The organism is Psychrobacter sp. I-STPA6b (assembly GCF_020662265.1).
GTDB lineage: Bacteria > Pseudomonadota > Gammaproteobacteria > Pseudomonadales > Moraxellaceae > Psychrobacter.
On record NZ_VEWM01000063.1, the window covers coordinates 392,442 to 417,323 of the forward strand.

The window sequence follows — 24,882 nt, forward strand, 5'->3', positions numbered from 1 at the left end:
TAGAGAAAGCTCATAAAAACATTAAATCTATAGATAAATATTTCACAGCCCCTAATTTATAAATAACGCAATTTATACCAACTCATTAAACACCCAAGGTGTTTTTTGTTGCATCTTCTGTTCATAGGCTTTGATGGCATCACTTTGTTGTAGTGTCAAACCAATATCATCTAGTCCATTAAGCAAGCAATGCTTGCGAAACTCATCAACATCAAATGCGTATTCTGTGCCATCAGGTGTGATAACGACTTGTCGCTCAAGGTCAGTCGTTAATTCATAACCCTCATTGACAAAGACTTCTGTAAATAGTTTGTCAATAATCTCTTCAGACAGAACAATAGGTAACATACCATTTTTAAAGCAATTATTATAGAAAATATCTGCAAAACTTGGTGCAATCACGGTGCGAAAGCCATATTCTGATAATGCCCACGGCGCATGCTCACGGCTAGAGCCACAACCAAAGTTTTTGCGTGCCAGTAGAATGGTCGCACCTTGATATTGTGGTTTGTTTAATACAAAATCAGGATTTACAGGACGTTTGCTGTTATCTTGCCCCGGATAACCTTCATCAAGATAGCGCCATTCATCAAATAAGTTGACACCAAAACCAGTGCGCTTAATGGACTTTAAAAACTGCTTGGGAATGATTTGGTCAGTATCGACATTTGAGCGGTCTAGCGGGCAAACGATACCTGTTTGGGTGTTATATGCTTGCATGGGGTTTCCTTAATATTTAAATCTTTTAAAAATGAGTAATACAGCAATGAAGAAAAATATTATTTACTATGAAATCCTAAAATCACCTCAATGTCTTTGATGGTCAAATGACGCACTAGCTTTTGCTCTTCAGGTGACAAACGATTGCTATGCTCTTTAATCATCATATGTACCCCTCGCGCTACTTCACTTGTACTGGCATAGTACAAAGTCGGGTCATCATCAGATAATTTATGTAAAAACCGCTCAACAATTTTGCGAGTTTGCACGGCTTTGGTTGCTTCATTATCTTTATTGGTGTTATCAGTGTTACGAGAGGTCATAAAATACTCAATATTTAGACAATCGGTTTAGGATAGTTTGTTTGTCTTATCCACTAAAACTCACGCACATCAACAAAATGACCTGCTAACGCGGCAGCAGCAGCCATCGCTGGACTCACCAAATGCGTACGTCCACCATTACCTTGGCGACCTTCAAAATTACGATTTGACGTTGAGGCACAATGTTCTTTTGGCTGTAGCTTATCGGCATTCATTGCCAAACACATAGAGCAACCCGGCTCTCGCCATTCAAACCCTGCCTGCGTAAATATTTTATCTAAGCCTTCTTCTTCAGCTTGCTTTTTCACTTGTCCTGAGCCAGCAACCACAATCGCTTCTTTCACATTATTAGCAACCGTGCGTCCTTTAATCACAGATGCAGCAGAGCGTAAGTCTTCAATACGCGAATTGGTACATGAGCCAATAAATACACGGTCAACGGCAATCTCAGTAATTGGTTGTCCTGCACTCAATCCCATATATTCATAAGCACGCGCCCACGCTTGTTGCTGTACTTCATCTTGTGCCATGTCTGGTGTTGGGACAGCTTGTGTGACATCAACCACCATCTCAGGTGATGTTCCCCATGAGACTTGAGGGGCAATCTCACTACCATCCATCTCAATCACTGTATCAAAAACAGCATCGTCATCTGTATGCAATGTATTCCAGTAAGCAACTGCCTGCTCCCATGCTTCACCTGTTGGTGCATATGGACGACCTTTAACATACTCAATGGTTGTCTTATCAACCGCAACCATACCAACACGAGCACCTGCCTCAATCGCCATATTACAGACAGTCATTCGCCCTTCCATACTCATATCAGAAAATACATCACCAGCAAACTCAATGGCATGACCTGTACCACCTGCGGTACCAATTTTAGCAATAATGGCAAGTACCACATCTTTAGGTGTCACCCCAGTACCCAACTTACCATCGACTTTAATCAGCATATTTTTCATTTTTGACTGTACTAGACACTGAGTAGCCAAAACATGCTCAACCTCAGAAGTACCAATACCATGTGCCAAACAACCCAATGCCCCATGTGTGGCTGTGTGTGAGTCACCACAAACGACGGTCATACCGGGTAATACAAGCCCTTGCTCTGGTCCAACCACATGAACAATACCTTGACGGTCATCATTAATAGTAAACTCGGTAATATTAAATGCCGTACAATTCTCGTCAAGTGTGGCAACTTGAAGACGTGAAACTTCATCTTTAATACCAGCAACACCTTCACTGCGTTCTTTTTTCACTGTTGGTACGTTATGGTCTGGTGTCGCGACATTTGCTGATAAGCGCCAAGGCTCACGATTAGCAAGGCGCAATCCTTCAAATGCCTGTGGACTGGTGACTTCATGTAGTAAGTGACGGTCAATATAAATCAAACTTGAGCCATCATCACGCTGACTAACTAAGTGCGCGTCCCAAAGTTTGTCATAAAGAGTTTGACCTGCCATAGTAATATTCCTTCTTCAATGGTGGCGTTTATGCTGCCATAATAAATATGCGAGACAAAACATGTGAGTTTGTACCTTGTGATTATAACAGGCAAGTCATATAATAATAATTGATGATTTTTATTATTTATCAAACTTTTTTTTATTTTATAAGAATCTGACAAATTTCTAAATTTTTTGATTAGGGGTTGTTGAGCATTCATCCTACTAAGCTAATACCTACAAAGGATATAGATAATTTGTAGGTATTATATCCATGTCAAAACTGGCTAATTTTCTCCTATGAAGATAAATGTTTGACAGTCTCTAGTTTAATGCACTTTTTCAACTATAGTGAAGCAAATACAAGTCAATATAACTCCATACAAACCATATCAATACTCATTTTTAGTATTTGTTATAAGTTTGATGACAATCACATCTACTTGTCTTTGGTTCACATTAACCCAGCTAATATAAAGTGAGGCAATAGTGAACACCACCAACTTAACCACCTTCATCACCGTTATGCAGACAGGTAGTATTTCTGGTGCAGCAGAAAAACTTTTTATCACCCAACCTGCTGTGAGCAAACGCATCAAAAATTTAGAAGATGAGTTTAATGTCACCCTATTCGATACTCTAGGTCGAGGCATTGTGCCAACACAAGCTGCCAGTGAATTACTACCCCATGCAAAACGCTGGCTTGATGACTATGATAACTTTAAAATCAATATCCAAAACTCACAACAAACCGTTTCTGGTAAGCTGGTTATTGGTACAAGCCACCATATTGGCTTACATCATCTTCCACCTGTACTAAAGCAGTTTATCCAAATGTATCCTGCTGTACAGCTTGAGGTTCACTTTGTTGATTCAGAAGAAGCACATAAAGCTGTATTAGATGGTGATTTATCATTAGCATTTTTAACCCTACCACCTGTCTACGACAAGCGTCTAACCTACCATACTCTATGGTCTGACCCTTTATATTTTGTCACTGGGACGCTCTCAACTTTGGCAAAAAAATCTAATGTTACCCTAGAAGAACTGGCACACTATCCTGCTATTTTACCAGCAGCCAATACCTTTACTAGCCAGATTACTTTGGCTGAGTTTGCTAAGCAAAACCTCAAGCCCTATGCCACCATGACAACCAATCCTTTAGAATCTATCCGTATGCTAGTTTCTGTTGGTCTTGGCTGGTCAGTCCTACCGCAGACATTAATTAACCAAGACTTAGCCCGTATTGATATGGCAGAAAATTTAGAATTGCAGCGCTACTTAGGTGTGGTTATTAATCCGCATCTTACGCGTTCAGCCAGTGTTGATACACTGATGCAGTTGCTTGCACCAATAGACTAAAGTCTAAAAATATGAACTTTAAGACTCCAATCTAACATGTAGGACTAAAAGTCGCTTCTCAACCTACCAGCATCAAATAAAATATAGGGGTATGGGGTATATTGATAATAGATATGCCCCTTGACTTTATTCTATCGACAATCAAAGAATAACGTTAACCCAACGAATGTTTATCAACTGTTGTATATTAACTCTAATCCTTCCTAATATTAGCTATATGTAGCTTACTGTTAGCAATTTGTGTTTTCATCATTTATAATGGATACCTATTTTGTTAAGAATATAAATCTTTTTTTATATTACACAGGATTTACTATACCTCATATATTGACTATATAAGCTTTATTGCCAACTGTAATCAATGCTTGAGTGAAGTCATTTTACGACGATGAACATATAGCTAAAAAGCCATTATGTAGCATTTGCCATAATGGCTTTTTATTCATGTGTAATACCATTTTTAAAATGTCAAATTTGAACGTATTTTGTGCTTCCTGCTATGAATATGCTCAAATTTGACTAAGGAAGTATCTATGACTGGAGTATCTTCAGGCGTTCTAATTTCTTTAGGCGCTTATTTTGTATTAATGATCGGCATTGGTATTTATGCCTACTTTAAACAAGCCAATGACTCCGAGGGCTATATGCTCGGCGGACGAAACTTAGGCCCTGCTGTTACCGCATTATCTGCTGGTGCATCAGATATGTCAGGCTGGTTATTATTAGGTCTTCCCGGATATATGTATTCTTCGGGCATAGTCAGTATCTGGATTGCCTTAGGTCTGACCATTGGGGCATTTTTAAACTATATCATAGTTGCGCCTCGACTTCGTGTTTATACTGAAGTTGCAGACAATGCCATTACAGTTCCTGATTACTTTGCAAACCGTTTTGAGGATAAGTCGCACTTATTACGTGTGATTTCAGCAATTGTTATCATTTTATTCTTTACTGTCTATACAGCAGCCAGTCTGGTCGGTGGTGGTAAGTTATTTGTTAGCTCACTTAACTTATCTTATAGCATGGGACTATGGGTTACTGCTGGTGTTGTGGTTGCCTATACCTTATTTGGTGGCTTTTTGGCAGTATCCATGACTGACTTTGTACAGGGCGTTATCATGCTCTTTGCCATGGTCATTGTACCCATTGTTGCCTTTACAGACTTAGGTGGTGTCACACCAACTGTTAATGCCGTACGTAATATTGACCCTGAGCTATTAAATATTACCAGTGGTATGACCTTTATGGGGATTGTTTCACTAATGGCATGGGGATTGGGCTATTTTGGACAACCTCACATTATCGTCCGCTTTATGGCAATTCGCTCAGTAAAAGACATTCCAACAGCTCGTAACATTGGTATGAGCTGGATGATTATTAGTTTAGTTGGTGCATTGATGGTTGGTTTTGCAGGTCGTGCGTATGTACAAAAAACTGCCATGACCATTGAGGACCCTGAAACCATTTTCTTGGTATTTACTCAGTTCTTATTCCATCCTTTAGTTTCTGGTTTCTTACTGGCGGCAATTCTAGCTGCGATTATGAGTACCATTTCCTCACAGCTATTGGTAGTATCAAGCTCACTAACTAAAGATGTTTATAAATTATTTTTTGATAGAGATGCACCAGAAGCACGTCAGGTATTGGTCGGTCGTATATCTGTCATTATTGTTGCTATTGTTGCAATCCTACTTGCCTCTAACCCAGACAGCTCAGTACTAAACCTAGTATCTAATGCGTGGGCAGGCTTTGGTGCGGCATTTGGTCCATTGATTATCATTAGCCTACTATGGTCTCGTATGAATCGTAACGGTGCATTGGCAGGTATGGTTGTCGGTGCTGTCACAGTTATCCTTTGGATTTATGGCGGCTTTGAACTATCTGATGGTACAGCGTTAAATGACTGGCTATATGCCATCGTTCCGGGCTTTGTTTTAAGTTGTATTGCCATTGTGGTTGGTAGCTTAGCAACTGCTGAGCCAGCAGAAAAAGTGAAGAGACAGTTCAAAGAGATGGAAATGAATTTACATCAATAATTAATTGCTATCTATAATTTCGCTATATTCTTAACAAGAAATCCCCTATCACATGATGGGGGATTTTTTTATGGTTAAGCTTGTTGAACTTTCACCTCTTTCTCCTTTCTTTAGGGTAATACATACAAGAGATACAGCTATTTTTGACTTTCATGTAAAAATTGGCAAAATTTACCTTATTCTACATTAATGAACTTGTTAATATCCTGCTTTAATAAACAAGCCACTGTAAATAGCCCATTTATAACACAACCTTCTCATAGAATAATTAAGCCACCTGTCTGTACTCAACAGGTGTCATATCATTAATTGAATCATGGGGTCTTTCGTGTTATAGACCTTGATCCAATCCTCAGTCAGTTGTTTGACTTCATGTAAATTATTAAACAAGTAGCAGTCTAAAACCTCATTACAATAACTGCGATTAAAGCGTTCAATATAAGCATTCTGATAAGGACAACCATGCGCAATATAGTCAATATAAATATCATGAGCCGATGCCCAATCAGTAAAGACATGTGAGGTAAACTCACTACCGTTATCTACTCTTATTTACTTAGGATAACCATGCCACTCAGCTGATCAAGGTAGCGAATCACTCTTAATGAGGGAATACTGGTGCCAATATCAATGCCTAGTACTTCACGGTTATAATCGTCAATGACATCAAAGGTACGAAAGCGGAAGATTGTTATGTAGTTTGTCGCTCATGAAGTCCATTGACCATGTATGTCCTAATGTATCTGGTACAGTTAATGGCTGGGGATTACGTGCTGGTAGTCGTCTTTTAACCTTACGACGCAGGTTTAAGTTTAAAGCCGTATAAATACGATGTACTCTCTTGTCGTTCCATGAATAACCAAGCTTACGTATACGTTTAAAGCACTTTGGAAAACCCCAACGATTATGCTTGTCAGTGAGTTCATTTAAGATATCTATAATCTCACTGTCATCAGATAGTTTAGGCTTGTAGTAGTAAGCAGTTCGACTTATGCAGACTATCTGACAGCTAGCTGCAATACTGACTTTATACTGTACCTGTAGCTCTTGTGCCCAGACTTTGCGCTTAGCAACAGGTGCTATAGCTTTTTTATGATATCTTCCTGCATTTGTGCTTTGAGACTTAAATCAGCATACATCTGTTTGAGTCTACGGTTTTCATCTTCAAGTTCTTTTAGACGTTTGATGTCAGAAGCTTCCATTCCGCCATATTTGGAACGCCATTTATAGAAAGTCGAGCTAGCAACTCCGTATTTACGGCATAACTCTTTAGCAGATATTCCTGCTTCTGCTTCTTTTAAAATAGATACTATTTAACTTTCAGTCATTCGTTTGCTCATGTTAAAACTCCTTATTGCTATTTTATAAGAAATTCTACGTTTAAGCTGTGTTATTTTAGGGGATAGGTACAGTCTACCTGATTTGGGCTTTTGGGCTTCATGCTGTTGCATAGCTTCTTGCACTTCATAAAAGGTTGTTTTATGAATTTCTGTATAGGGTTTAAAGCTTGCTTCACTTTGGTTGAGTAGGTTATCTATATCTGGCATGTTTTCCTATCTGATAAAAGTGGGCTTGTTATTCTAAATCCCTACGCTACTTTTGCAAGAGGTCTAATTTAAATCTAGCAAAAGTATTGTTTTAGTTATGTCTATATCTGTACAAAAGTATTTTTTATTTTTAAGGTTATATATGCTTAACTTACTGTTATATTTTATATTTCTAGTATATTATACTCTTTCGATTAGTCTAAAACTCTATATTACTTTTGAAAGATACCTATTATAGAAAAGCATAAAGTGTTATGGGTTACAAGCTTCTTATAAATTTAGGTTGAAATTTTTATAACATACTTAGGCTATTAACAGATTATTTAATCACTTAAAAATCCAATTTCTAATCAAACATTTATAACAACTCTTATCTTAAAATCATATTTAAATATTTTGAACACATATTGATATTTTTCTTATCGAAATTATAGATAATACCTATATATAACCTTATACTTATAGAATAACAGTTTAAATACACCCTAGTTTATTTTCATAGAAAGTATCTGTAATATTCTCTATCAGTAATAAAGCTTGATAAGCTTCATTAAATCTTTTACATGCGACTGAGTATGAAAGATAAGTATCACTATTATTAATTTCCAATAACAAGCTCTTGGCTATTGAAAATCTTGGGATGTTAGGACTAATAACTTTCAAATAAATTAATGCAGAGGAACATAAGCTATAAACAGCATCAGGATTTAAAATACTAACTAAAAACTCTACTTTATACAATATATCAAAATCAAATATAATAATAACATCCTCCAACCCCAATTTTTTAATAAGTCTTATGACTTCATCCTTATACTCTATATTTTTAGGTGATAATTGAAATAAAATCTTCTTCCCATTACAGTTTCTTAGTAATATTTTAAATATAGATGAATAAAAATCTATATTTGGAAATCCCCATACTTGATCTATATATATAATAAAGCCATTTTTTTTATCTATTTTTAGTGATTTTTGCACTTTGAATATATCTTTTATATGTTTATCAATATAAGAAACCAATGGATTAAAATATTCAGCACTAACAAAATTATTTAACACATTAGGAAAGGTTATATATGCTCTATCAAATTTTAAAAACCCATATATAGACTCCTTCATAACTTTTGAACCAAAACAATTTATTAAAGCATATTCATGATACTCATATGGCTTCAAATGCAGGGCTGTATTATAAGTTTTTGGATTTTTAAATTTTTGAATCTGAAGATAAGTTCCTAATCCTTCTTCCAGTAAATATACTAATGAATACTTTTTGCTTAAATTACCTAATATAGCAGTTCTGTTTTCCATGCTTGTTAGTACTACTATTTCAGGATTAATAACACTTAACAAATTATTATATTTTACTTCAAAATATAGATACCCATTAAAACTGACCTTATTAGACAAAGGTATTTCAAAAAACAATATATTCATATTGTATTTTTCTCGTTGTTTCAAGAAATTCTCATATATTAATTGAGGCATATTTATATTTACAAAAGTATATTGAACTATAATAACAAACTCATCTTTTATTTTATAATCATCAATCCATGATATAGCATTAAAGTACTGACTAATATTTGTTATGACAAATAAATACTTTGTATTACTAACAGAAAACATATTAAACAAATTACTTCTAATAAAGCTATCTTTCTGTAAATTTGATATTTTACATAAAGTTTTTACTGAAGGTATATTGTTGTAAATGCATTTTTTTGCCATCTCAAAATTATAAATTCTATTTTTAGACTTGCATTGTGCGTATACAATACTATTAAAGTTTAATGATACTGAAACTGATTTTTTCATAAAATAATTCATATCATCGCTATAAAAATTAACCTGAAATATTTCTATATCATACAGATCATCAAAATAAGTTTTATTTTTGTCTTTAGATACATATACCGTGCCCCGAATAAATTTTCCAAACTTCTTTATAAAACTATTGAAGTCTATATATGGCTTTATTGCACTATAAATACTCCCAGTAATATTATTTACTTCCACCTGTTTCACAACATCAAGATATGGCTCAATACAAATAAACCTTACCGCTCCTTCCTTATTTTTATTTTTAAAAATTCTATTAAGAATCCCCGACCATAATATAGCTGCATATGCAGAATAACCTGAACCAAATACAATTATATTATTTATTTTACTTTCACTTACAATATCATATATTTTCTTGCATGTTGATCCTATATTAAATAGAAACAAAGACTTCTTATTCTCTTTAATGCATAAGCTAGATATATTTAAAATAGGCGACTTTAGGTAATTTCTGCCTATAGATAAAGTAATAATTACTGTTGAAGTATTTTTATTTTCATATTTACATTCGTACACATCAGATAGTTTCACTGCACTAGACCTCTCAAAAAAACCAATAAAATATATTATATACATGAAAATTATATATAATTATAATTCGTTACACATTAATAATACATTCAAACTAGTATACTTAAAAATAAACTCAAAACAAATCGCTTTTCAATTTAAAAATCATAGTTTTACTTACTTGTATAGGTCATGAGATTAAGCTCCTATTATAAAGCATCTCTAATGTTCATATTAGTAAAATTCAGACCACTATACTCCCCCCCTAACTCAAGTCCTCAAACTTTAAGCCAAACTTTAACAAATACTTACGCAATCTATCACTATCATTAGGATTTTTAAGTTTGTCACGAGAGTTGGCGTACAAATACCGTCCTGCCGATGCTTGTGACTTTTGCCCTTGACACACAGTAATGACATACGCCAACTGTACCGCTTCAAACGGGTCAATATCTTGGCGTACTTGTTTACTGACGTATTGCTCTAATATCTGCTCGGTGGACTGCTCTAATGACGTTGCTATTTGTTTGGGCGTTTGGCTATTTTTAGTTATATTATTTTTGTTTAATGAGCTTTTGCTTAGGCTATTTTTGGAAAAAGATAAAGAGGAAGATAGATTATCAGTCGGCAATTCCCATAAATCTATTAAGCGTCGGATTTCTGCTTTGACATCGGGCAATCGTATCACTTTGCTATCACTTAGCGTGGTCATACGAATCATACTAGCGGATAAATCCCGAAAGTTACCCTGCCATGTCGCCTCATGACTCATGGCAAATGCTTCATACAATCGTCTTGCCTCACGCTCAAAACGGTACTGCTGTTGTTGCTCACTGCCAAGCCGTGCCAACTCATAATCAATATTGGCAGGCAAATCCTCTAACCTATCTTTTAGCGACGGCAAAAAGAACGTCCATGTATTGAGCCGAGCAAACAAATCGGCACGAAACTCACCATCTGCCACCGCTTGACGCAAGTCCTTATTTGTCCCTGCCATCAGTTGAAACGACACAGATACTGGGGTATCACTGCCCACAGGATAAAATCGCTGTTCTTCTAATGCGGTAAGTAACATCGCCTGTTCATCAAGCCCAAGCTCACCAATTTCATCTAAAAATAGAACCCCACCATCAGCTGACTTTAGCAAACCATCACGACTGCTATTTGCCCCTGTAAACGCCCCTTTAACATGACCAAATAATACACTCATGGCGGTATCGCCACGCAACGTAGCACAGTTGACTTCCACAAACTGACCAAGTGAAGCCCCTGCTTGCACACCTGCTTTGTCTTTTTTTAGGGTGTAAATTTGCGTTGCCAATTGCGACTTACCTGCCCCTGTTTCACCAATCAATAAAATCGGTGCTGTTGAGCGTGTGGCAACTTTTTCAATATCACTAATCAGCTTTTGATAGGCTTCGTTTTGGGTAACCAGATTGGCTTGCAAAGTTTGCCAATGCTCGGCTTTTTCTGCCTCAAATCTTGCCCGTAGGCTGTCGTAACGGGACACATCAAGGTCAATAATTTGATAGCACCCTTGCGGGTCGGACTGCTCAGGCTTAGGACAAGGTGAGCTTTGAATCAGCTTAGCAGGAATAAACCCCGCCTCAACCAACAAAAACCAACAAATCTGTGCTACATGCGTACCTGTGGTCAGGTGCAATAAATACTGCGTATCCTCAGCAAAATCAAATCCTGTGACAAAATCATATAGCTCAGCATAGACTTGGGCAAAATCCCACGGCGATGCCAGCCTAACTTGATGCCCCACCACCTGCGTAGTGGGGCAAACTTGGGTAATATCACCCGCCACCACATCATACATACGCTGGTCTTTGGGGCTATAGAGAATATGCAGTTCATCTACCAGCATATCATCATGTAGACATAGGCTCACCGTTGGTCGCCAGCGTTGCCAACGCTTATCATTAAAGCCTTTATCTAATGTCGTACCCAAAAAGCCAATGATGGCGGTTTTTTTACTCATATTGAGCCTTTAACTTGTAAATTAGTTAATCAAATCAGTGAATGACTCTATTATAAATCATACAAATCCTGTATAACTATCTCGCTCACTATCAAAAAATCCCCACATATCATCATATATAAAGGGGATAACCGTCTCATTATTAGCATTAATCGCCCCCCATTTTTCTTGCCCTTGCTCATTGATTTGACTGACAGGACAAAGTCCTAAATGAAAAATCTCTGTTTTATGATAAAGAAAGAGAATAATAAGACTACGTGTTGCCAAATCAAAAAACCCCCATTTATAGCCATTAAAAACCGCTATGATACTATGCTTATTATCAATACTATAATATTTTACATCTTGAAATGTGGCAATTACTCGTTTTGTGGTTAAATCAATAATATCCACTTCCACACACTTTTTTTGACCTTCATTATCTTGATAATTTTGAGCAATCGCTAGATTTTCAAAATCTATAAATCTAACTTTATCATAAACAAAATCAACTATGTTATTATTATTAACATCAACCACGTCATATTTTTCATTTTTTTGAAAAATAATATGGTTATCTTCTATATCACTAATATAATCATAACTATCATCAAAGTTAGTTAATACCTCACCATGCTTATTTATTAACATCCAGTTTTTATTTTTTATGAAAAACTTATCTTCACTGGGAATACTTCCATTTTTGTTATAATAAATTATATTATAAATTACGGGTAAAACCTCTCCTCCTTTAAAATCAATCAGACCTTTTTTATTGCCTTTTTTTACCTCTATTAATCTAGAGCCATTAATAACTCGCTCAATATCATAATAATTGCCTTTATCATATTTATTTTTACTATCTTCCTCATCAATATTGTTACTAATCAGGCATATTTCTTTTCCATCTGTTGTTAGTATTCCTGCTTCTGAAATATTAGTATATACTTCAATCCCTCGGAATCTATCAAACAGAGTGCTTTTTTTACAATGATATTTTTTATAAATAAACATCTTGTTGTCGTGATTCCAAATCAAATTATCATAGTTATAATCAGTTATCTTCTCACCTAAAATATAAAACAAAGCAAGTTTATCTTGTTTTTTTCTTATTATATAAGGAGCTTGGTAAGGAAAATTCAGATAGTTAGCTTGAATTATATACCCATCTTCTTCATTAAGATTAACAATTAGATTATCAAACTCATCTCGTAGGCTATATTTATATTTTTCATCAGAGCCTATATCATCATTCTGCCTTTTATGACGCACTAAAAACCATGTCTTATCTGGGTGATAAACCCTTCGAATAAGAGCATAACCTTGTAGCCGATGGTTGCCTTGTGTATCCACCACACAAGATAATCCATCTTGGTCAATAGCAATAGCCAATCCATCTCGAAACTCATCATCAATATAACGATAGCGATGCGGTGTTATCTGCCCCTCTCCAACTTTATAAAAAGCATATAGATACTTTTTGGATAATGACACAATATTTTCTAAACAACTCCACTCATTACTATATTCTTCATAAAAATCGTCAAAATCATCAAGCTCAATAACAACTTCATTACGCTGATTGATAAAACCTATTTTATTACCTTGTCTGACTAAAGCGATAAACATAACTTTCCTTATTATTTATTTTTGCCAAAAATCTTGGTGTGCATAACGGTCGCCGACAAAGTATTCATCTTTTGACCAGACTAAATAATCTGCTTCTTTATCTTGTATCCATTGCTCTAACATACTACCCAATCTATTAATCTCAGCAACTTCTGCAATTAGATAAAAATCTAAATTATAATTAAATGGTGGGCTTCCTCTATCTATACATATAAAGTGTAATGCTGTTTTATTTGTTGATTCAAAATATTTTACAGATAACGAAAGCTCAACACCCTTAAAATGGCAGGATTCATTATATTTACCAGAAAAACTCTTTAAGCCTTTAGCAATATTTAAAATATCCTCACTATCCATCATACTAGAAAAATCTACTATCACACTATCATTAGAAACTTTTAATAAATAGCTAACTATTAATGAATGATAATAATCACTACAATCATCTATATCTTGCTTTAATATTTTTATATATCCATACATTAGCTATCTCTCAGTTTTATATCAATCCATACAATTTTCAGACCATTTTTTTATATTAAAATTATAATAATAATGACAATATGGACTATTCATTGGCTCGTTATAAGAAAGTATCGGATTATTTTCCTTATCAACATAATAACGCATACCTCTATCCTCATTGATAAAAACAGTCTCTTCATCTGGATAACTGCCATGCTGTTGCTGATAAGCCAAGACTTGTTGTAAGGTTTTATTCGCTGATTCTTGAGTTAAAGATAGCTGATAATGTGCATAGGAAAATAACATGGCATATAAAGCACAAGGAAAAATGATGCTAAATATAAAATATTTTTTATAACTTTCTGACCAGTCATCAATAAAAAATAATTGATATACCCTAACCACCAACATAGCAACTAGAAAAAATATCATAATTGCCTGCGTTGCTTGAATAGAAGCAATAAATATTAATAACCAAAGAAAAATATATTGCCAATATTTAACATTGCGTGTAAAAGAAGGTTGATACGAGCTTATCGAAAAATTGGCAATAGACTGAAATAATATCCAAACAATGCTATTGCCTAGCACAGGAAAATATAGACTAACGGTTAAGTCTTGATAATCAAGCAAACTAACCAACACAGACCCAGCAACCCAACTTACTCCAATAAAAAATCTATGGGCAAGTAATTCCACCTTAGCTGTTAATGCAACTGCACAGAAAGTCAGAAAAAAATATAGCAGTACATAAGAATGTCCATAACTCACTGACAAGCCAGCACAAACACCCAATACAAACACCACCAGCAAACGTACTGTCAATGGTAAGTGGTCAATTTTAGCTTTGTTACGTTTTAGAATATTATTTGTCATCAAAATTCCTTTTATATAAATCACAATATCTATCCCAATTTTGTGTTTTAAAATTATACAGATAACGACAATAAGGTTCAGCGGGTATAAACTCCTTATAAAGTACATAATGTATATTATCCGAACCAATATAATAATATATTTGACTACTCTCTTTATAATCAGCAAAACTATCTATAGGCGGGTACTCACCATGTTTCTTTCCATAACTAATTATCTGCTGTACTACTTTATCTGCCAGCTCACGTTGCTCTGTATTTTTATAATAGGCATAACCAAATAAAGAAAAACCTAAAATATAAGGGAATAAAAAACTAAAAATAAAACCTTTGTTTTTAATCTTAGATAAGTCATCAGAAAAATATATTTGATAGGCTCTGACTAAAAGAACATTAAACAAAGCAAAGACCATAAGATACTTAAAGGATAATGAAAAATAAAATATCAACAACCAAATAATAATATATTTCCAATAGTTAAATTCCTTTTTATTTCTTGATATAGCATACTGAACAAGACATTGAAAAAACAACCAAGCAAGAAGATTAAAGAAAAAAACAGTAAATATACTTTCTAAAATTACGAAAATAATCGGTAAAGTTCCTCCAATAGCCCAACTAAGACCTGCTAAGACTTTTTCTTTTTGTCGTTGCAAACTAGCAGTAATTAACACAGCCAGAAACAAGGGCAAACAATAGACCAATGCAGAATACAACACTGAGTATTGAGTTAGCATTAGCACACTATTGGTACAAAATCCCAATACAAACACCACCAGCAAACGCACTGTCAATGGTAAGTAGTCAATTTTAGCTTTGATATCAGTGAACGTAGACTTGCTCATAAAATAGAATATCCGTATGGGTGTTTTATAAATAATGCTAAATAATACGTCACAATCATTATAACTCTATCTAACCAGTTTTAAGCCCCTAAACTCACTTTTATTCTAACTCATGGTATTTTATTTTTATATAAATAATTATAAATTTATAGAAAAATAACTATATTTTACAGCCATATTTTTTACTACCTGAACTTGAAAAATATTTTCATAAAAAATTTAATCATTAAAAATCAATAACTTATAAAATAATTTTGCTATAAAATCTAAAATTGGCACAGGGTTCGCAATATCTTAAGTACGGTCGCACAGCAATACTTTGATAAAGCATGATTAACAAAGTATTAGTTATCAAATAAGCAGTGCGAATGTCGCAGTTAAATATAGCTAAAACGCATAAAAGGAAACATGCCATGAATACTGACCTAATTAACACTGATAAAAACAAAACCAACACCACCAACCAAGCAGGGGGCGTTGCCTATCAGCTATCGTCCAAGCAAGCGTTGGCTCAACTGGTCAATACTGGCACGCTCAATCACACCTTTTATGCCAATGCTCAAGACCACCTAAGCGAAGTGCTTGACCTTGCCAAACAGGTCGATAGTGAATTTTTGGCAAAGTTGGCAATTTATGCCCGTAAACACAGCCATATGAAAGACATGCCTGTATTGCTATTGGCGATTTTGTCCAATCGTGATGATGGTAAACGCTTGTTTGAATTGGCATTTTCGCAGGTGATTGACAATGGCAAACAGTTACGCAATTTTGTGCAAATCATGCGTTCTGGGGTGACGGGACGCAAATCGTTGGGGTCATTGCCCAAAAAAATGGTCAATGGTTGGCTTACTTCTGCCAATGATTACCGTTATGTCAGTGCCAGCATTGGCAATACGCCAACCCTAAAAGATGTGCTAAAAATGACTCACCCCAAGCCTGAGGACGCTCGCCAAGAGGCGTTGTTTAAATGGACGCTTGATAAAGAGTTTGATAACGACAATCTACCCGAATTGGTGCAACAACTGTTGGCATTTCAAGCAGATAACCGTCAGCCTTTGCCTGATGTGCCGTTTCAGCTATTGATGGCGTTACCGCTGACCGATGAGCATTGGCAACAAATCGCCTCGCAAGGTAGCTGGCAAATGCTCCGTATGAACCTAAATACCTTTGCTCGTCATGGGGTATTTAAGGTCGCAGGTATGGCGGAACGTATCGCCGAGATGCTCACCGACCCGCAAGCCATCGCCAAAAGTCGTGTGTTTCCATATCAGCTATTCACCACATGGTCGGCTTTAAATGACGATGTGCCAGAGGTGGTCAAAAACGCACTACGCACCGCCATGAATACTGCTCTTGCCAATGTGCCAAGCATTGCCGGCAATGTGGTGGTGGCTGTCGATGTGTCGTGGTCAATGTCATCGCCTGCCACTGGTCATCGACGTGGGGCGACATCAAAGCTACGTTGTGTGGACGTTGCCTCGCTGTTTGCCTCCGCCATTTATCAGGTCAATCCGCACACCCGTATTATTCCATTTAATACGCAGGTGTTAAAAGAGATTAATCAGCATACGGATAAAAAAATCAGTGTTGCAAAAAATGAGGATTCATCAAAAAGCACTGCTAAAACTAATGATAAAAGCAATGATAAAACCAACGCCATAGATGTCTTTAAAACCACTCAATATTTGTCCTCATTTTTAGGTGGTGGTACAGCGATTTCTGCCCCATTGGTAGAATTAAATAAAGAAAAGGCGGACGTTGATGTGATGATTTATTTTTCTGATAATGAATCATGGGCTGACCAGTTTACTGACCCTCGCCCTCGTTATGGTAGTACTGGACTGATGAAAGAATGGGAAAAACTAAAAAAACGTTGTCCCAATGCTAAGCTGATTTGTGTGGATATTCAGCCTTATACTTCTAGCCAAGCATTAGAGCGTAAGGATATTTTAAATATTGGTGGCTTTAGTGATACCGTTTTTCAATTAATTGACTGGTTTTGTCAGGGTAAACTTGATGGTAGCCATTGGGTTAATGAAATTGAAAAAATAGAAATTACTGATAAAGTCAGCCAAAATAATCCTGATACAAAAGGCAAAGTAGAAAGCAATAAAAAAGCGTCATAAATTTTATTACCTTTTTAAAAAATACTTGCCAAATTAAAAATATTGTATTACACTAAATTTAAATAAAACTTAGGTTTTATTTAAATAATTAAATTTTAAAAAATTAAGAGCGTGTAAAATACTAACACAATCTTAATATTGGTCAAAATGCAGGTGTGATTACATGGGGTCTAAAAACGCGGGCTTTATGTTAATTTCAGTAAAATGAACTGACATAATGCAACGCATTAGATTTAATCATACCAAACTTTGGTTTGACCGTATTTAGAGGAATAATTTAAGAAATGCAACAAGGAAAGTGAGTGCAAGTACTACGACCTGTAGGCTAAACAAGCTTGACACCGTTACATGAATTAAATTTTTCTCTAGTTGCTAACAAAATGCGGTAACAGACTACATTGGTAAAGCGAAAGCGATGAGGTTCAAATCCTCAATTATTGGCACAAACACTGCTAATAATTTGTCTGTTACGGGTTTTTATAAGCCCACTTTGGTTTGTTAGCCTCCCACTTTGGTGGGAACATTGTGATGGTAATAAATGGCAACAAATGCAGTAAATGCAAATAAAGTTATTTGCCAAACTAATACCTAATAAGGAATGCCGATAAGACTACATAGATAATTTATTGGTTGGGGGTTCGAGTCCCTCCTGTCTTTTTAGACAGTAGCTCAATTTGGTAGAGCAGTAAAAAATGTCTTATCACTTTTGGTCTTTATTCGGGTGTTAAATTAACAAATGCTTTATTACACAATATAAATGCAGGTTAAATTACATGATTGTCGGTGGTTCGACCCCACCTTAGTGAGTGGCGTCAGTCATTCATTAATAGCTCAGTTGGTAGAGCCTCAACCGTATCACCAAGCTGACTGCTAAGGCTGGCAAAGTGGTACAAATTTAACCCCCTTTTGGTTATGTTGTGATTATATTGCAGTTGCTTTTAAGTTGTTTGACTTGTTTTATTATCTGTTTGCAAATAGGGTATGCAGTAAAGAATACCGATAAGACTACATCGAATAGTACCGCACTGGTTTGAGCGCTCACTGTCTACTTTTACTTAATGTAGGCAACAGCTCAAGCAGTAAAGCAGTACAATGTCTTATCACCTTTGGTCTTTAAGGTATGCCGAGTAAGTAAATAAGATTGATAAAATAAACAACATCATTAATCATCACAACCCTTGCCCCAATACTAGCAAATGCTGATAAGAGTACATCTAACTGTAAATTAGAATCCCTAACTTAGGGACATACTCTCTTATCAATTTTGGTTGCTGGTATTGGGGTTTTTTGTGTTTAAAATTTATGGTAAAAGGGTATTAAAATAATAAAACGGACTCTCACCATGCCAAGCAACGCCTATTTTTATAATCATATCGACCCACATGGGCAATGGCAGTTTACCCAAATTGAGGTAAGTAAAGACTTTACCCCCTATTACCGCTTGCTAACTGGTGGCACAAAACAACGGTATTTACTTGCCAATGATACTTCTACTAACAACCCAAATCATGGGCATACTCTCTATTGGGGGCGAGTGTCCGCAGATTATTATGATATTTTCTTTTTGCGACACAATAAGCCTTTAGCTCGTGAATTTATGCCTGTGCGTCCGATTACCTCGAGTGATATTGAAACCTTTAAACAAGCCAACTCTGCAAATCCAAATCAATATTGGGCAGATTTTTATGCTCAAGCACTCATTGCCAGCCCTGCAACCATCTTACATCAAGGGCAATGGCGAATAACAACAGGGGTAACAGAAAAACTAGACAGATATGCCCCAATAGATTGGTGGCGAGAATGTGTTTATCAGTTTGAATATCACAATGAGCCAACAGCTTGCTTTAGGTGGGAAGACCATCACAATAACCCTTTCCCCCTAAAACCACCACCCAAAGCAGATGATGGTCGGGTTAAATGGTGGCGAAAAAAGATACGAGAAAATGCTTGTCCGCCAATATTATTATGGTGGCAACGCAATTTATTAAATCATATCGTCATTGATGGGCATAGTCGATGGCTGGCTTATCAATTAGAAAATAAAAAGCCTGAGGTGTTGGTTATCAGTGCCTTTAAAACCACCAATTATCCTTATATTGATGACCCTAAAAGACGCTTACAAGTCTTGCAAAGTTTAAAGCAATATGTGAGTAATAAAAACAATGAAAAATTCATAAACATAAAGCATATCAATGACATATTAATAAAAACCTATCACACTAATATACCCGACCATGACGCCGTTACGGTTGGCAAACCCATCAAAGATTTAGACGAGCGTTGGGAAAGGGAAGCGACAACATTATTAAGTCATATCAACCCTAATGATGGTTTTGAAAAAGGCGATTTAGAATATTTTTTGGCAGAGGATTAATTTTTTTATTAAGAACCTGTATTCATAATCCAAAATCAGGGGAGTTTTAAACTAAAATTGCGTAATACAAGGCAAATTTTGGGGCGAATAGTCACTCTATTTAACCCAAAATTTAACGCCGTAGTACGTCTATTTTAGGCAAAAAGCCACCATTATGGGTTGTGAATATAGGTTCTAAGTCACCCACTTAGCAACAAAATATTAAAATAGTCTTAAACCACGAATCATCAAACCCTAACGATAACCACCATTACGCCATTGTATTAACAGTGGCTTTTTTATTGCCTGTTATATCCAATCTGTTTTTATATAAAATATTCTATTTATATAGATAATTATATAAATTCATCATAATATCCCATATCGCTAAATCCATCACTAAAAACTTTATAAAATAAAAATAACCTTTAAAATCAATATTTTATAAAATACTTTCACTCATGTTCCTCAAGTTGGCACGCTGTTCGCATTAGTATAAATATCAAAGATAACAAGCAATATCTTTATATTGAAAATTTTAGCAAAGTAAATAAGGACAACCTCATGCAACCAGCCAACCATAATGTTATCCAACAAGGTGGAACACCAATCCGTCTATGGACGCAAGGTGTGCCAGTCGATGAAAAAGCCCATGACCAGCTTATCAAAGCCTCAAAAATGCCATTTATCTATAAATGGTTGAGCGTAATGCCTGACGTGCATGTCGGTATTGGGGCGACCATAGGTAGTGTTATCCCAACCAAAGAAGCCATTATCCCATCAGCCGTTGGCGTGGATATTGGTTGTGGCATGATGGCGGTGCAAACTACCTTAAACGCCAATGATTTGCCTGATAATTTGCATGGACTACGTTGCGAGTTGGAAAAAGCCATTCCGCATGGACGTAGCAAATCACGTGGGCGTGGTTCAAATCGTGATAAGGGTGCGTGGTCAAAACCAACTGATACCGTACTAGACGGTTGGAAAACGCTAACCGACGATTTTAACCTATTGTGCGAAAAACACCCTCGTCTAAAAAATACCAACAATCTAAATCACTTAGGAACACTGGGTACAGGTAACCACTTTGTTGAGATTTGCCTTGATGAGCATCAGCAAGTATGGATTATGCTACATTCTGGTTCTCGTGGTGTGGGTAATGCCATTGGGCGTTATTTTATTGAGTTGGCTCGTGAGGATATGCGTAAATGGTTTATCAACTTACCTGATAAGGATTTGGCGTATTTTCCTGAAGGCACACAGCATTTTGATGATTATTGGTTTGCGGTGGGTTGGGCACAACGCTTTGCCTTTAAAAACCGTGAAATAATGATGGAAAATGCCATCAAAGCACTGCGAGAAGTGATTAACAAACCTTTTGACGCTAAAGTAAAAGCGGTGAATTGTCATCATAATTATGTGGCAAAAGAGGAACATTATGGCGAAGAAGTGTTTGTCACTCGCAAAGGGGCGGTACGAGCCAAAGTCGGTGAATACGGGATTATCCCCGGTTCGATGGGGGCAAAGTCCTTTATCGTACGTGGAAAAGGCAATGAAGAGTCGTTTTGCTCTTGCTCACATGGGGCAGGTCGAGTGCTATCACGTACCGAGGCAAAAAAACGCTTTACTGTCGCTGACCAAATCGCCCAAACCGAAGGCGTGGAATGTCGTAAAGATGCGGAAGTGATTGATGAAATCCCATCGGCTTATAAAGACATTGAAGCGGTAATGCACGCCCAACGAGATTTGGTAGAAGTGGTGCATACGCTACGCCAAGTGGTGTGTGTGAAGGGGTAAAAAAACTACGGGCATGTAGGCAAACAGGGGACGCCACCACCCAAAACTTGTATGTTATTGGTGGTCTAGGTAAAACTAGGTGTAATGGGATATTTTTAATTTAATAAATTAAAAACGAAGTGGGTTTGATAGTCGGGTTAAAAGTGCTTTGCTGGCTCTGAAAACGGGTCTACCATTGCACCAGTTTTGCCAATATCATTCTCGGCTGTACGACTAAAAACGGCAGTTATTACATTGATGCGGGTTCGACTCCCGTCATGTCCACCATATTTTTGGATACAAAAATTAAGACCATGATGGATACTTTTGATATAGGCACTTTTGATATAAATATAGACAAGCTTGATAATGAAATAGAGCAACTGATTGCACAGTTTTATACCACTTTTGCAAACTATAAAATTTATGATATTACAGGTGTTGTACAAACTGTAGTTGTTGTCTATCTAAAGAAAATATCAAACTAATTAAAAGCAAGCCATTAAATAATCTTGATAACTTTATCATTCATGATTATTTAGATGCAGTTATCCATGATAAAAATCCTGCTATCGATGAAATTAAATATCTGATTCCTAGAATAATCGAGCTATTTTATCATGGTGAAAATATTATATACGAATACGAACTTATTTTTGATAAGTTTTATTTAGATACTGCTGATAAATGGTCAAACCATGAGATAGAGCTAATCAAAAAGTTTGCAAAATTAAACTTACTAAAAATAATCATAGATAATGATAAATCCAAACTTTTAGATGATCTGCTTTTTATGTGGCATTTGGCAGGGTTAGAGATTGATTATTTATTAAAAACTTGGCAACAAGCAATAAGCTATCCCAAAGCAGTCGATGATTATGCAAGTATCATTCATGGTTGGTTTGGTTATGGTCAATGTGGCTCACTTACTGATATTAGTTACAATAACTACAGTGGCATGTTTATTACCAAAGAATTTTCCCAAAAAATGGTTAATTGGGCAACATCTAGAGAAGTAATAGATATATTTTTTAAGCAGGTAAGTTTAGCCATTGAAAATATTGATACATTAAATGAATGGCAGTTAGAAACTTATGACTCTGTACTTAAGTTAAAGGAAATCAGACGCCACCATGAAAAATCTAGACCTAGATAATATTAATTATAAGATAGAGCAACTGATTGCAGAACTTTATACTACTTTTAGTCAATACAAAATACAAGAAGTTAGGGGCGTATGTACTTCTTGTTGTTTAACAGGTGATAGTCCTGAACAAATAAAAAAAGCACCTGTTAATCAGGTTAGCACCCAAGCTATTTTTGATTATTTAGATTCGGCAGAAAATAATCCCTATCATTTTTTAGAAGAAAAAGGAGAGATACCAAAAACTATGGTAATGGAAATTAAATATTTATTACCAAGAATGATTGAGTTATTTAATAAAGATGCTTATATCCGCCATAGTATTGAGCTAATATTTGATAAGTTGTATCTTGATACTCCTCAATTATGGCAAGATAAAGAGATTGAACTAATAAAATGCTTTGCTAAATTACACTTACAAAAAACAGCCATTGAAAATGATTTATCCAAATATTTTTATTTAGATGAGTTTATTTTAATGTGGTATCTAGCAGGGCTACGAGATATTGATTTTTTATTTAAAACTTGGGAAGGTATTACTGGACATCCGAAGGCAATTATTGATTATGTCAATCTTTTGCTCTACAAATTCCATAATCGGACTGGTAAATATAATAATGCCTTTAGCCCTGATGACTTCTCTATAAAAATAGAGCAATGGGCAAAGGCAGATAATACCATTCAATTATTTAAAGAGAAGGTTTATTTATCCTTAGATAGTATAGACAATCTTACTCAAGCAGAAATTTTTTATTATGAGTATTTATTAGATTTTGTTTAAATATATATCTTTAAAATATACCATATAATAAATCAAAGGAAAAGCCATGTGTTACGAATTTGTGCTAAGTACTGATGCCCCATTAGATTTAACCACTTTAAATACAGAAACAGCATTTTTTGAGCCATCAGACGATAAAAGATATATTCATAATCCACAGCATAACTATAAATATCGTATTGCTACAGGTGCACCAAATTGTTGCAGTTGTCATTTTCGTATTGTTGATTATGACTATAAAGATGAGAGTTTAGAAGATTTACAGCAATGGTACTTCGATGAGCAACCTGATGATATGTCGGTTATCAATACTCAGTGGTTACTGGGTATTATCAAAGACTTAGTCAATCAAGGGTATCAAGTGGACACTTATGTGATTCAAGGGTATATGGAATATGACCCTGCTTTGGAACAACAGGTGATAAATATCAATGATGCCAATCTGGATAATTTTACATTTATTGAATGTATTTATTATTCATATCAGCCCTAATATTGCAATAATCTCATAGCTTAAATAAAAACAAACCAAAGAAAAGACAAAGGAAACCAATATGAAACTTGCTGAAGCGTTATTAATCCGCAGTGATATGCAAAAAAAACTTGCCCAAATCAAAGGACGTATCCGTAATAATGTGAAAGTCCAAGAAGGTGATACACCAAGCGAAGACCCAAATGAGCTATTATTACAAGCCAGCCAAATTATTAGTGAACTTAATCAGTTGGTAGAGCGTATTCATCGCACCAATGCGACTGCCACCACTGAAAATGGACAGTCTATGCTGACACTATTGGTTGAGCGTGATATGTTAGAAACACGCCATAAACTGTTGCTCGATGCCATTGAAGCAACTCGACAAGAAGAAGACCGTTATAGCTATCGTGAAATTAAGTGGAACGTGATAGTATCGGTATCTGCATTGCAAAAACAAGCTGATGACCTTGCAGTGAAAATCCGCCAGTTAAATTTGCTGATTCAAGCGAGTAATTGGCAAATTGAATTGCTTGATTAAGCTTTTTAATGGTCATCATTTCATTATTCATTTTAAAAGTTTGGTTATTGTTGATAGTCAAATATTTAACTATTTAGTATCAATAATAACAACCGCTTTGGAACCGATT

General features: G+C 35.6%; 20 protein-coding genes and 1 pseudogene. 10 read left to right on the forward strand and 11 right to left on the reverse strand.

From position 1 onward, the window contains the following. Window positions 1–72 precede the first annotated feature (72 nt). From leuD to leuC, 3 genes are read right to left on the reverse strand one after another with little or no spacing between them, the layout of a single operon-like run. Window positions 73–720, reverse strand: a complete 648-nt coding sequence (gene leuD, locus FHK88_RS07020) for a 3-isopropylmalate dehydratase small subunit (protein WP_227430021.1) — start codon at window positions 718–720, stop codon at window positions 73–75. Window positions 721–779: 59 nt separating this feature from the next. Further along, the gene (locus tag FHK88_RS07025) at window positions 780–1,043 is read right to left on the reverse strand and encodes a hypothetical protein (RefSeq protein ID WP_227430022.1); all 264 of its coding nucleotides are present in this window, start codon (window positions 1,041–1,043) and stop codon (window positions 780–782) included. Between the two features lie 53 nt (window positions 1,044–1,096). Continuing rightward, entirely contained in the window at window positions 1,097–2,515 is a 1,419-nt protein-coding gene (leuC, locus tag FHK88_RS07030) for a 3-isopropylmalate dehydratase large subunit (RefSeq protein WP_227430023.1), read from the reverse strand. Between the two features lie 471 nt (window positions 2,516–2,986). Between leuC and FHK88_RS07035 the strand changes: the two genes are divergently transcribed. Together FHK88_RS07035 and putP are read left to right on the forward strand one after the other, a co-directional pair. Beyond that, window positions 2,987–3,859, forward strand: a complete 873-nt coding sequence (locus FHK88_RS07035) for a LysR family transcriptional regulator (protein ID WP_227430024.1) — start codon at window positions 2,987–2,989, stop codon at window positions 3,857–3,859. A 533-nt stretch (window positions 3,860–4,392) separates the two neighbouring features. Next, the gene (gene putP, locus FHK88_RS07040) at window positions 4,393–5,895 is read left to right on the forward strand and encodes a sodium/proline symporter PutP (RefSeq protein WP_227430025.1); all 1,503 of its coding nucleotides are present in this window, start codon (window positions 4,393–4,395) and stop codon (window positions 5,893–5,895) included. Window positions 5,896–6,163: 268 nt separating this feature from the next. Here the strand turns inward: putP and FHK88_RS07045 are convergent. The 8 genes and pseudogenes from FHK88_RS07045 to FHK88_RS07080 all read right to left on the reverse strand — a co-directional run bounded on the left by FHK88_RS07045 (window position 6,164) and on the right by FHK88_RS07080 (window position 15,580). Then, window positions 6,164–7,208 (reverse strand): annotated as a pseudogene (locus tag FHK88_RS07045) (IS3 family transposase). Further along, window positions 7,209–7,442 carry a hypothetical protein gene (locus FHK88_RS14355; protein WP_227430026.1) on the reverse strand — a complete coding sequence of 78 codons (234 nt, stop codon included), beginning with the start codon at window positions 7,440–7,442 and terminating at the stop codon, window positions 7,209–7,211. A 474-nt stretch (window positions 7,443–7,916) separates the two neighbouring features. Continuing rightward, window positions 7,917–9,821, reverse strand: coding sequence for a polysialyltransferase family glycosyltransferase (locus FHK88_RS07055; protein ID WP_227430027.1), 1,905 nt, complete (start codon window positions 9,819–9,821; stop codon window positions 7,917–7,919). Window positions 9,822–10,065: 244 nt separating this feature from the next. Continuing rightward, the gene (gene rtcR / locus FHK88_RS07060) at window positions 10,066–11,787 is read right to left on the reverse strand and encodes an RNA repair transcriptional activator RtcR (RefSeq protein ID WP_227430028.1); all 1,722 of its coding nucleotides are present in this window, start codon (window positions 11,785–11,787) and stop codon (window positions 10,066–10,068) included. A 57-nt stretch (window positions 11,788–11,844) separates the two neighbouring features. Continuing rightward, a complete protein-coding gene (locus FHK88_RS07065; protein ID WP_227430029.1) occupies window positions 11,845–13,395 on the reverse strand; it encodes a WG repeat-containing protein in 1,551 nt (516 codons plus the stop codon). Window positions 13,396–13,410: 15 nt separating this feature from the next. Further along, the gene (locus tag FHK88_RS07070; protein ID WP_227430030.1) at window positions 13,411–13,878 is read right to left on the reverse strand and encodes a hypothetical protein; all 468 of its coding nucleotides are present in this window, start codon (window positions 13,876–13,878) and stop codon (window positions 13,411–13,413) included. A 21-nt stretch (window positions 13,879–13,899) separates the two neighbouring features. Then, a complete protein-coding gene (locus FHK88_RS07075) occupies window positions 13,900–14,736 on the reverse strand; it encodes a hypothetical protein (RefSeq protein WP_227430031.1) in 837 nt (278 codons plus the stop codon). Next, window positions 14,726–15,580, reverse strand: a complete 855-nt coding sequence (locus tag FHK88_RS07080; protein WP_227430032.1) for a hypothetical protein — start codon at window positions 15,578–15,580, stop codon at window positions 14,726–14,728. The genes FHK88_RS07075 and FHK88_RS07080 overlap by 11 nt, the downstream gene beginning before the upstream one ends. A gap of 413 nt (window positions 15,581–15,993) precedes the next feature. On the opposite strand from FHK88_RS07080, the gene FHK88_RS07085 reads away from it, so the two are divergent. From FHK88_RS07085 to FHK88_RS07120, 8 genes are all read left to right on the forward strand, one after another. Beyond that, on the forward strand, window positions 15,994–17,706 hold the full coding sequence (locus FHK88_RS07085; RefSeq protein ID WP_227430033.1) for a TROVE domain-containing protein: 1,713 nt from the start codon (window positions 15,994–15,996) through the stop codon (window positions 17,704–17,706). Window positions 17,707–19,048: 1,342 nt separating this feature from the next. Then, window positions 19,049–20,080 carry a hypothetical protein gene (locus FHK88_RS07090; protein ID WP_227430034.1) on the forward strand — a complete coding sequence of 344 codons (1,032 nt, stop codon included), beginning with the start codon at window positions 19,049–19,051 and terminating at the stop codon, window positions 20,078–20,080. Between the two features lie 543 nt (window positions 20,081–20,623). After that, entirely contained in the window at window positions 20,624–21,856 is a 1,233-nt protein-coding gene (locus FHK88_RS07095; protein WP_227430035.1) for an RtcB family protein, read from the forward strand. A 257-nt stretch (window positions 21,857–22,113) separates the two neighbouring features. Next, window positions 22,114–22,323: a hypothetical protein gene (locus tag FHK88_RS07100; protein WP_227430036.1), complete on the forward strand. Its 210-nt coding sequence runs from the start codon at window positions 22,114–22,116 to the stop codon at window positions 22,321–22,323. A 305-nt stretch (window positions 22,324–22,628) separates the two neighbouring features. Beyond that, entirely contained in the window at window positions 22,629–22,991 is a 363-nt protein-coding gene (locus FHK88_RS07105; RefSeq protein WP_227430037.1) for a hypothetical protein, read from the forward strand. Next, window positions 22,969–23,760 carry a hypothetical protein gene (locus FHK88_RS07110; RefSeq protein ID WP_227430038.1) on the forward strand — a complete coding sequence of 264 codons (792 nt, stop codon included), beginning with the start codon at window positions 22,969–22,971 and terminating at the stop codon, window positions 23,758–23,760. The genes FHK88_RS07105 and FHK88_RS07110 overlap by 23 nt, the downstream gene beginning before the upstream one ends. A 46-nt stretch (window positions 23,761–23,806) precedes the next feature. Continuing rightward, entirely contained in the window at window positions 23,807–24,253 is a 447-nt protein-coding gene (locus tag FHK88_RS07115; RefSeq protein WP_227430039.1) for a hypothetical protein, read from the forward strand. Between the two features lie 61 nt (window positions 24,254–24,314). Continuing rightward, a complete protein-coding gene (locus FHK88_RS07120) occupies window positions 24,315–24,773 on the forward strand; it encodes a DIP1984 family protein (protein ID WP_227430040.1) in 459 nt (152 codons plus the stop codon). Window positions 24,774–24,882 lie beyond the last annotated feature (109 nt).